This window comes from Oscillibacter sp. CU971 (assembly GCF_905219725.1).
In the GTDB taxonomy this organism is placed as follows: domain Bacteria; phylum Bacillota; class Clostridia; order Oscillospirales; family Oscillospiraceae; genus Oscillibacter.
The window spans coordinates 1-8,766 of the sequence record NZ_CAJMXG010000119.1 but is presented as its reverse complement, the minus strand read 5'-3'; the positions used below and the strand labels follow the sequence as shown (position 1 = coordinate 8,766).

The following is an 8,766-nucleotide window of genomic DNA, read 5'->3' as shown; positions in this document are numbered from 1 at the left end:
TTTTCTCTTTTGGACCGTGCACGGCCCGTTTTCTCTTTTTCTTCTGGCAAGAAAAAGAGAAAATGGGGGGTGCAATGCACCAGCCATCGCTGGTATCCAATCCGCCCCGCCCGAAGGGCCGGAAAAATCCCCCCTTTTCAGGGGGAAAACGCAAGGAGGCCCCCATGGCATCAGGATTTATTGATAAAGCAAAAATCACGGTAAAAGCCGGCAATGGCGGCAACGGCGCCATCGCCTTCCATCGGGAGAAATATGTCGCCGCAGGCGGCCCCGACGGCGGCGACGGCGGGCGGGGCGGCTCCATCATCCTCCAGGTGGACGACCATATGTCCACCCTGATGGACTTCCGCTATAAGCGCAAATATTCCGCCGCTAACGGCGCCGACGGCCAGGGGGGCCGGAAGTCCGGCCGGGACGGCCAGTCCCTCACCATCCACGTCCCCCGGGGCACCCTGGTCCGGGAGGCCGAAACCGGCGAGATTATGGCCGACATGAGCGGCAGCGAGCCCTTCGTCCTCTGCCGGGGGGGCCGGGGCGGCTGGGGCAACAGCCACTTCGCCACCCCCACCCGCCAGGTACCCCGCTTCGCCAAGGCGGGCCTTCCCGGAGAGAGCCACGACGTCATTTTGGAGCTCAAGCTCCTGGCGGACGTGGGCCTGGTGGGCTTCCCCAACGTGGGCAAGTCCACTCTCCTGTCGGTTGTCTCCAAGGCCCAGCCCAAGATCGCCAACTACCACTTCACCACCCTCTTCCCCAACCTGGGGGTGGTCTGGGTGGAGGATGGCGTCAGCTTCGTCCTGGCGGACATCCCCGGCATCATCGAGGGGGCCAGCGAGGGGGCGGGCCTGGGCCACGACTTCCTCCGCCACGTCGACCGCTGCCGCCTGCTGGTCCATGTGGTGGACGTGTCCGGCAGCGAGGGCCGGGACCCGGTGGCCGATTTTGACGCCATCAACGAGGAATTGAAGCGCTATAGCCCGGATCTCGCAAAGCGGCCCCAGATTGTGGCCGCCAACAAGACGGACATCCTGGAGGACCCGGCCCTGCTGGAGGCCCTCCGGGCCCATGTGGAGGCCTTGGGCTATCCCCTGGTGGAGATTTCCGCCGCCGCCCACAAGGGCACCCGGGAGCTGGTGCAGCTGGCGGCGGAGCGGCTGTCCGTGCTGCCGCCCATCGCCGTGTATGAGCCGGATTACGTGCCCCGGGCCCCCAAGGCGGACGCCTCCGCCCCCCTGGACATCCAGCATGAGGACGGCGTTTGGATGGTGGAGGGCCCCTGGCTCCAGCGGCTGATGGCCAACGTCAACTTCGCCGACTATGAGAGCCGCATGTGGTTCGACAAGGCCCTGCGGGACGCGGGGGTGTTCCGGCGGCTGGAGGAAATGGGCATCCAGGACGGAGACACCGTGTCCATGGACGGCTTTGAGTTCGAGTATCAGAAATGAAAAAGAGAGGGACCGGACGGTCCCTCTCTTTCCGTTTGCTCTCACGCCCCGGCAAAGCCGAAGGCCACGCCCACCACGGCGGAAAGGCCGATGAAGACGATGGGGTGGAGGCCGGTCACCTTCTTGGGCGCAAAGTTGGTCAGCACAATCAAAAGCGCCGCCAGCAGCAGCCCCGGCACGTTGAGGAGGCTCCCGCCGCTGAGGACCGGGGTCTTGACGATGCCCCCGCTTTGGGCTGCCAGCTGGACGGTGGTCAGCACCTCCAGCACCACCGCCGCGCAGGCCGCGCCGATGAGCCCCGTGGAGGCGGGGCGGAGGCCGTAGAAGGCCTGGTCCACGTACTTGTTATTGCGGAAGCTGTGGAGCACCGCCGCCACAATCAAAATGACGATGATGGAGGGCGTCACCTCCCCCAGGGTGGCGATGATGGCCCCGGGGATGCCCGCCGCCGTAAAGCCCACGTAGGTGGCCATGTTGATGCCGATGGGACCGGGGGTGGACTCCGACACCGCCAGCATGTTCATCAGATCCGTGTAGGTGTACCAGCCGGTGGACTCGCCGATGGCCTGGAGGAAGGGCAGGGTGGCCATGCCGCCGCCCACGGCGAAGAGGCCGGTCTTGAAAAACTCCCAGAAGAGCTGCAAACAGGTGGTAATCATGCCTTCTTCGCCTCCAGATTTTTCAATAAAATGCCCGTCAGGGCCGAGCCGACGACGAACCACACCGGGGAGAGCTTCAAAAATACGCCCCCCAGAAGGACCACGCCGAAGATCGCCGCCGTCCGCTTATCCACCACGGACTTTTTCAAGAGCTTCAGCACCGCGTTGAAAATCAGCACGCAGACGCAGACCTGAATCCCGGCGAAGGCGTTTTTCACCCAGCTGAGGTCCGCGAAGTTGGAAATCAGCCCCGCCAGAATGGAGATGATCACCACGGAGGGGAACACCAGCCCCAGAGTGGCCACGATGCCCCCGGAGATGCCGCCGCATTTTTGCCCGATGAAGGTGGCCGTGTTGACGGCGATGATGCCCGGGGTGCATTGGCCGATGGCGTAATAATCCGTCAGCTCCTCCTCGGTGGCCCAGCCCTTGCTGTCCACCACCTCCCGCTGGAGGATGGGCAGCATGGCCATGCCGCCGCCGAAGGTCATGACCCCCATTTTCGCGAAGGTCCAAAAGAGCTCCCAGAGCTGCTGGAATTTGTTCTTGCCGTTCATTGAAATGCCTCTTTCCTTATTGTTACTCCGTATAGCCCCACAGGCCCCGGACGGAGACCTCGCCGGAGCGGACCGTCCGCTCCTTCCCGTCCGCCCCCCGGACCACCAGGCCGAATTCCTCGTCGATGTCCACCGCCTGGGCGGTCTCCGGNACCCNGCCGCCGAAGGGAAGAAGCCGGACGGTTTTCCCCAGGTTCACGCAGCGGCTCCGGTAGGCCGCAANANAGGCCGACAGGTCCCCGGCCAGCAGCGCGGCGTAAGCCCGGNCCANCTCCTCCAGCAGCGCCGNCGTCAATTGGGGCCGGGACACAGACCGCTCCAGGGNCTGGCGCAGGGAGGTGGCGANCTCCCGNACCTCCGGCGAGAAGTCCTCCTCCCCCTGGGCCACGTTGACGCCGATGCCCAGCACCAGGGACTGGACCCGCCCCGTCTCCGCCTCCAGGGACAGCTCCGTCAAAATGCCGCAGAGCTTCTTCCCGCAGAGCACCGGGTCGTTGGGCCATTTCAGCCCCGGCCGCGCGCCGCAGACCCGCTCCACGGCGGCGCACACCGACACGCCTGCCAGGGCCGTCACCGGCGGCAGGCGGTCCGGCGGCAGGGGAGGCCGGAGAAGCACGGAAAGGTAGATCCCCTGGCCCCTGGGGGACTGGAAGGAGCGGTCCATCCGGCCCCGGCCCGCCGTCTGGCTCTCGGNGGTGACCGCCGCGCCGTCCGGCCCGTCCGTCCAGGACTTCAGATAGTTATTGGTGGAGTCCAGCTCCTCGAAGCACCGCAGCTCCCGGCCCACGAGGCGGGTGGGGCCCANAAAACTCCGAATCTCCGCTTCCGTCAGCACGTCCGGCGCGGCGGTGAGGCGGTAGCCCAGGCCGGTCCGGGCCTCGATTTCGTAGCCCTCTCCCCGCAGGGCGTCCACCGCCTTCCACACGGCGGCGCGGCTGAGCTTCAAGCGGCGGCTCAGCTCCTGGCCGGAGAGGAAGCCCTCCTCCCCCCGCAGAAGCGACAAAACGGNTTCCCGGCTGCTCATAGCATCCCTCCTTGTCAAACGGATTTAGTGTAGCACANTTTTTCGGGCCTGTAAATACTGCAAACAGGATTGACAAAGAGGTGGACCTATGTTATGATGACAATGCCGGAAGGCTACATTGTTTGCTGTCCCTGATTTATGAACAGCGGATTTTGTAGTCTTCTTTTTTGCGCTTTAAGGGGGTGCGCACGGCCGATTGATCCAGAATGCTGAGGGAGAAAAAGACGGGGCCGGGCGGCAGGGCGTCCGGCGGTTCCGCGGCCTGCCCCGGCCCAAGGGGGGCAGAAAATGAGGAGGAAAGAAAGATGAACAAAAACGAAGTGAAGCAGAAGACCGCAGAGTACACCAGCCCCTACGATTTCCACGGGCGCATTCCCCTGCGCCAGGCCATCCCCCTGGGGATGCAGCACGTACTGGCCATGTTCGTGGGCAACCTGACGCCGCTGATGATCATCTGCGGCATCTGCGGCATTACCAGCGAGGAGCCCGCGCTGTACGTCACCCTGCTCCAAAACGCCATGCTGGCGGCGGGCCTCATCACCTTGATTCAGCTCTGGTCCATCGGCCCCGTGGGCGGGCAGGTGCCTATCATCATGGGCACCAGCTCCGGCTTTTTGGGAGTCATGAAGGGCGTGGCCGCCAACCCCGCCATGGGCGGCGGCATCCTGGCCTACAGCGCCATCATCGGCGCGGCCATGGTGGGCGGCGTCTGCGAGGCGGCCCTGGGCTTTTTCATTAAGCCCCTGCGGAAGTTCTTCCCGCCGGTGGTCACCGGCAGCGTGGTGCTGGCCNTCGGCCTGAGCCTCNTCAGCGTGGGCGTGAACTCCTTCGCCGGAGNNAGCGGGGCCAAGGACTTCGGCTCCCTGCCAAACCTCCTGCTGGGCCTGCTGGTGCTGGCGGTTATCGTGGTGCTGAAGCACTTTACAAAGGGTATTACATCCACCTCCTGTATCCTCTGCGGAATCATCGTGGGCTACATTGTGGCCTCCGTCATGGGCATTCTGCTGCCCCATGAGCTGGTGGACGCGGAGGGGAACGCCTTCACCGCCTCCTGGTATGTGAACTGGTCCCGGATCGCCGAGGCGAAATGGTTCTCCGTGCCGCAGATTCTCCCGGTGAAGCCCACCTTCAACCTCCACGCCATCCTCTCCATCCTGATCATGTTCCTGGTCACCGCCGTGGAGACCATCGGGGACATCTCCGGCTGCATCGAGGGCGGCATGGGCCGGGAGGCCACCGCCAAGGAGCTCTCCGGCGGCGTGGTGTGCGACGGCGTGGGCTCCGTCATCTCCTCCCTGTTCTCCTCCCTGCCTACCACGTCCTTCTCCCAGAACGTGGGCCTGGTGACCATGACCAAGGTGGTCAACCGCATGGCCCTGACCTGCGGCGCGGTGTTCCTGGTGCTGGCGGGGCTGAGCCCCAAGCTGGCGGCGGTGATTTCCATCATGCCCCAGAGCGTCCTGGGCGGCGCGGCGGTGATGATGTTCGCCTCCATCGCCGTGTCCGGCATCAAGCTTTTGACCAAGTTCGGCGTTACCAACCGGGTGGTGACCATCGTGTCCATCGCCATGGGCCTGGGCTATGGCCTGGGTGCCACCGCCGGGGCCCTGGCGGGCCTGCCCCAGCCGGTGCAGCTGATCTTCGGCGGCTCCGGCATCGTGCCGGCGGNGGTGCTGGCCANCATCCTCAACATCGCCANNCCCAANGACCAGGAGGACCTGGACAACGAGGCCCGGGCCAACGGGGAAAAGCAGGAGGCGTAAGAGCCTTCCGCCCTGCGCCCGCGCCATAAAGTTAAGCGCCCGGAATCAAAGGATTCCGGGCGCTTGCTCGCGTTTTTGGGGCGGCGCTTACAGGGACTTGTCCAATACCTCCTGGTAGGCGGCGGGAGGGAAGGCCCCCACCTTCCGGTCAAACTCCCGGCCCTCCTTCAAAAAGACCACCGTGGGGATGCTCATCACGCCGAAGCGCCGGGCCAGCTCCGGCTCCTCGTCCACGTTGACCTTGGCCACCAGGGCCTTACCCTCATACTGGGCCGCCAGGNTTTCCATNANGGGGCNNAGCANTTNNCNGGGGCCGCNCCAGGGGGCCCAGAAGTCCACCATGGCCAGAGGGGCCTTGCCCGCTGCCGCGTCAAATTCCGCCGTTGTCAAGTGCTGCAATGTCATATCGTTCGTCTCCTTTTTTTTGATTGGTTATTTCACCGCCGCGGCAAAAGCCGCCGCTTTTTGTCCGGCAGTCAGGCCCTCGCCCACGGCCTTGGATACCTGTAGGGGCCCGCCGGTGCAGTCCCCGGCGGCAAACACGCCGGGGAGGTTCGTCCGCATCTCCCGGTCCACCGCCACAAAGCCGCCCCCCGTCTCCAGGCCCGGAAACAGGTCCCCCGGGGCCATGGCGGGCCGCAGGAGGAAGACGGCCTCCACCGCCTCCGTGACGCCGCCGCAGGTTACGGCCTCCACCTTCTCCGCGCCCTGGATCGCGCAGTCCCGGGGTTTATCCAGGTAGAGAACCTGGCAGCCGATGCCCTCCAGGAAGGCGGCTTCCTTCTCCGCCGAGGGGGTCCAGCCCAGGACGGCCACCCGCTTCCCCCGGTAAAGCATCCCGTCGCAGGTGGCGCAGTAGCTGACGCCCCGGCCCAGAAGCTCCGCCTCCCCGGGGAGCTTCTTTCCCCGGACGACGCCCGCCGCCAGGACCACGGCTTTTCCCTGAACCATCATATTGCCCACGCTCACATACCAGCTCTCCCCGGACCGCAGGGCGCTGAGGGCCCGGCCCTCCAGAAACTCCGCCCCGGAGGACTCCGCGTGGCGCTGGAAGGCCGTCAGCAGCTCCGCTCCGCTGAGGCGGGGAAGGCCCAGGTAGTTGTCCACTTCCTTCGCCTTCCAGAGGGGATTTTCCTCCAGGGGATTGGAGACTACCAGCGCGGTTTTCCCCCGGGCCCGGACGTTCTGGGCCGCCGACAGCCCCGCCGGGCCCCCGCCGATGACGAGCACGTCATACGCCATAGCGCCGCCTCCTTTTCAAATCGTCTTTATCCTTTATCCTATCACACTTTCGGAAAATTTTGCAGATGTTTTTGCAACAAAATTTTCCGCCCCGCCGGCGGACAAAAAATATCCCGGTCCTCGGTTGCTTTTGGGCCGGAAGTTTGTTACACTAGGGGGGAACCGGCCCGCCGGACGGGGGTCCGGAGGCCGGTTCCCTATATTCAAAAAAGCGGCGGCGCCGGACGTAGGGGCGGACGCTGCGCGGAGTTGGAGGCGCTCGGGCCGCTCAAGCCATCCTATGCGCCGCCCCGCGTGCCCGTCACCGGGCCCGGACCGCGTGTCCCGGTCCTTCCGCCGCCGCGCCGAGAGAAAAGAGGGGCTTTTCATGATCAAAATCGCGCCGTCCATCCTCTCCGCCGATTTTGCGAATCTGGAGCGGGATATCCATCGCATCGCCGCCGCCGACTACGTCCATGTGGACGTGATGGACGGGGTGTTTGTCCCCAACATTACCATCGGCGTCCCGGTGGTGAAGTCCATCCGGCCCACCACGGAGCTGCCCCTGGACGTACACCTGATGATCACCCAGCCCGTCCGGTACGTNGAGCAGTTCTGCGACGCCGGGGCGGACCTGGTGACGGTCCATGTGGAGGCGGACACGGAGGAGAACATCCACGCCGCCATCGGCAAAATTCACGCCAAGGGGAAAAAGGCGGGGATTGTGCTCAAGCCTAAGACTCCGGCGGAGGCGGCCCTGCCGTACNTTACGAAGGTGGAGNTGATTCTGGTCATGANGNTGGAGCCGGGCTTTGGCGGGCAGAAGTTCATGGCGGATATGATGCCCAAAGTGTCGGCCCTGCGGAAGCTCATCGACGAGAAGANCCCGGATTGTGAGCTGGAGGNGGACGGCGGCGTGGCCCCGGACACCTGCCAGACCTGCATTGACGCCGGGGCCAACGTGCTGGTGGCGGGAAGCGCGGTTTATAAAGCGGCGGACATCCCCGCCCGGATTGCGGAGCTGCGGGGGGCCTAAAGCCGCCCAAGGCCCACCCCCATGGAGAGGCCGCAGGAGAAAATGGCCTGGTCCTCCAGACAGGCGGCGTTCCGCTCCCGGTCCAGGAGGGCTTTCAGGCGCTGTTCCTGTTCCGCCGTCAGCGTGGAGCGGAAGGAGGCCCAGTCCTCCTCCAGGCCGCAGGTGGCCCGGCGGTATTCCCAGGTTTCCAGGTAGGACGGGACGTGCTTCTCCTGGGCGTATTCGTAGAGGGCGTGGAGGAATCCTTCCATGAAATCGGCTCCTTTCAAGGCTAAATTGTGACGGCAAATATTTACCCATATTTATATAGATATTTTTGTCTACCCGAATTATACGTTATTTGTGGATGCTTTGTCAAGACTTTGGAGGAATTAAATGGAGCAATTGGCGAAAAATTTAAGACTTTTACGTGAAGCCAAAAAATTGTCCCGTGAAAAAGTATCCAGGGTGCTTGAACTCTCCAGCAAAACGTATGAACGCTACGAGAAGAATGGAGGAGAGCCCACGGCTCCCACGCTGGTAAAGTTGGCCGATCTCTATGGAGTAACCCTGGACCAATTGGTGGGCCTTGTTCCGCTGCCCTTGGAGGAGGAACACCAGTAGAAGGGTGGGCCCTGGAAGAACGGGCCATGGATAGCATGGAGGTTCCGGGGGAACGGGCCGCCGAGGGCGGCGGCCCCTACAAGGTGGTCTATCGATAGAAGGGCAATCCCGGAAGGAATGGCCTACCGGGAGAAGGGCAGTTCCTGAGGGAATGGCCTGACCAGGGGGTCAGGCCCCACAAGGAGAATTTTCCGGTCTACCGGAATGTTTTCATTATGGAAATGGTCTGCCGATAGAAGGGCAGTCCCGGAAAAAGGCGGACATCCACCCCCTACCGCCAGGTGAGCGGCAGCGAAAAGGGGAGGGAGTCCATTCGGTGACCTCCAAACCCCCGCCCGTACCACGCCGCGGGCTGGAGACATTCGTAAAAAACGGAGGCATGCCTTGCGCGTCCCCCGTCCTTCGTCCCCCCGCAGGGGCGATACTTCTTTTTCTCTTTTGGACCGTGCACGGCCCGT

General features: G+C 64.0%; 10 protein-coding genes. 4 read left to right on the top strand and 6 right to left on the bottom strand.

From position 1 onward, the window contains the following. The first annotated feature begins 164 nt into the window (after nt 1-164). The gene (obgE, locus tag JX325_RS09520) at nt 165-1,445 is read left to right on the top strand and encodes a GTPase ObgE (protein ID WP_204790916.1); all 1,281 of its coding nucleotides are present in this window, start codon (nt 165-167) and stop codon (nt 1,443-1,445) included. Between the two features lie 41 nt (nt 1,446-1,486). On the opposite strand, the gene JX325_RS09515 is transcribed toward obgE, so the two are convergent. Genes JX325_RS09515 through JX325_RS09505 form a run of 3 tightly spaced genes read right to left on the bottom strand, consistent with a single transcriptional unit; the run spans nt 1,487 to nt 3,685 of the window. Continuing rightward, nucleotides 1,487-2,104 carry a chromate transporter gene (locus tag JX325_RS09515; RefSeq protein WP_204790915.1) on the bottom strand — a complete coding sequence of 206 codons (618 nt, stop codon included), beginning with the start codon at nt 2,102-2,104 and terminating at the stop codon, nt 1,487-1,489. Further along, nucleotides 2,101-2,661: a chromate transporter gene (locus tag JX325_RS09510; RefSeq protein WP_204790914.1), complete on the bottom strand. Its 561-nt coding sequence runs from the start codon at nt 2,659-2,661 to the stop codon at nt 2,101-2,103. The genes JX325_RS09515 and JX325_RS09510 overlap by 4 nt, the downstream gene beginning before the upstream one ends. Nucleotides 2,662-2,683: 22 nt before the next feature. Then, on the bottom strand, nt 2,684-3,685 hold the full coding sequence (locus JX325_RS09505; RefSeq protein WP_204790913.1) for a biotin--[acetyl-CoA-carboxylase] ligase: 1,002 nt from the start codon (nt 3,683-3,685) through the stop codon (nt 2,684-2,686). Nucleotides 3,686-3,990: 305 nt separating this feature from the next. Here JX325_RS09505 and JX325_RS09500 point away from each other — a divergent pair, with 305 nt between their 5' ends. Continuing rightward, complete coding sequence (locus JX325_RS09500) at nt 3,991-5,448, top strand: uracil-xanthine permease family protein (protein ID WP_204790912.1); 1,458 nt, start codon at nt 3,991-3,993, stop codon at nt 5,446-5,448. An 87-nt stretch (nt 5,449-5,535) separates the two neighbouring features. Here the strand turns inward: JX325_RS09500 and JX325_RS09495 are convergent, their stop codons facing one another. Together JX325_RS09495 and JX325_RS18450 are read right to left on the bottom strand one after the other, a co-directional pair. Further along, entirely contained in the window at nt 5,536-5,853 is a 318-nt protein-coding gene (locus tag JX325_RS09495; RefSeq protein ID WP_204790911.1) for a co-chaperone YbbN, read from the bottom strand. 27 nt (nt 5,854-5,880) lie between these two features. Next, nucleotides 5,881-6,690 (bottom strand): NAD(P)/FAD-dependent oxidoreductase, encoded by an 810-nt coding sequence (locus JX325_RS18450; RefSeq protein WP_204790910.1) that lies wholly within the window; start codon nt 6,688-6,690, stop codon nt 5,881-5,883. Nucleotides 6,691-7,057: 367 nt separating this feature from the next. On the opposite strand from JX325_RS18450, the gene rpe reads away from it, so the two are divergent. Continuing rightward, a complete protein-coding gene (rpe, locus tag JX325_RS09485; protein WP_204790909.1) occupies nt 7,058-7,705 on the top strand; it encodes a ribulose-phosphate 3-epimerase in 648 nt (215 codons plus the stop codon). Here the strand turns inward: rpe and JX325_RS09480 are convergent. After that, complete coding sequence (locus tag JX325_RS09480; protein ID WP_204790908.1) at nt 7,702-7,956, bottom strand: DUF6809 family protein; 255 nt, start codon at nt 7,954-7,956, stop codon at nt 7,702-7,704. The two genes, rpe and JX325_RS09480, sit on opposite strands and share 4 nt — an antisense overlap. A 124-nt stretch (nt 7,957-8,080) precedes the next feature. Here JX325_RS09480 and JX325_RS09475 point away from each other — a divergent pair, with 124 nt between their 5' ends. Continuing rightward, nucleotides 8,081-8,308, top strand: coding sequence for a helix-turn-helix domain-containing protein (locus JX325_RS09475; RefSeq protein WP_204790907.1), 228 nt, complete (start codon nt 8,081-8,083; stop codon nt 8,306-8,308). Nucleotides 8,309-8,766: the final 458 nt, after the last annotated feature.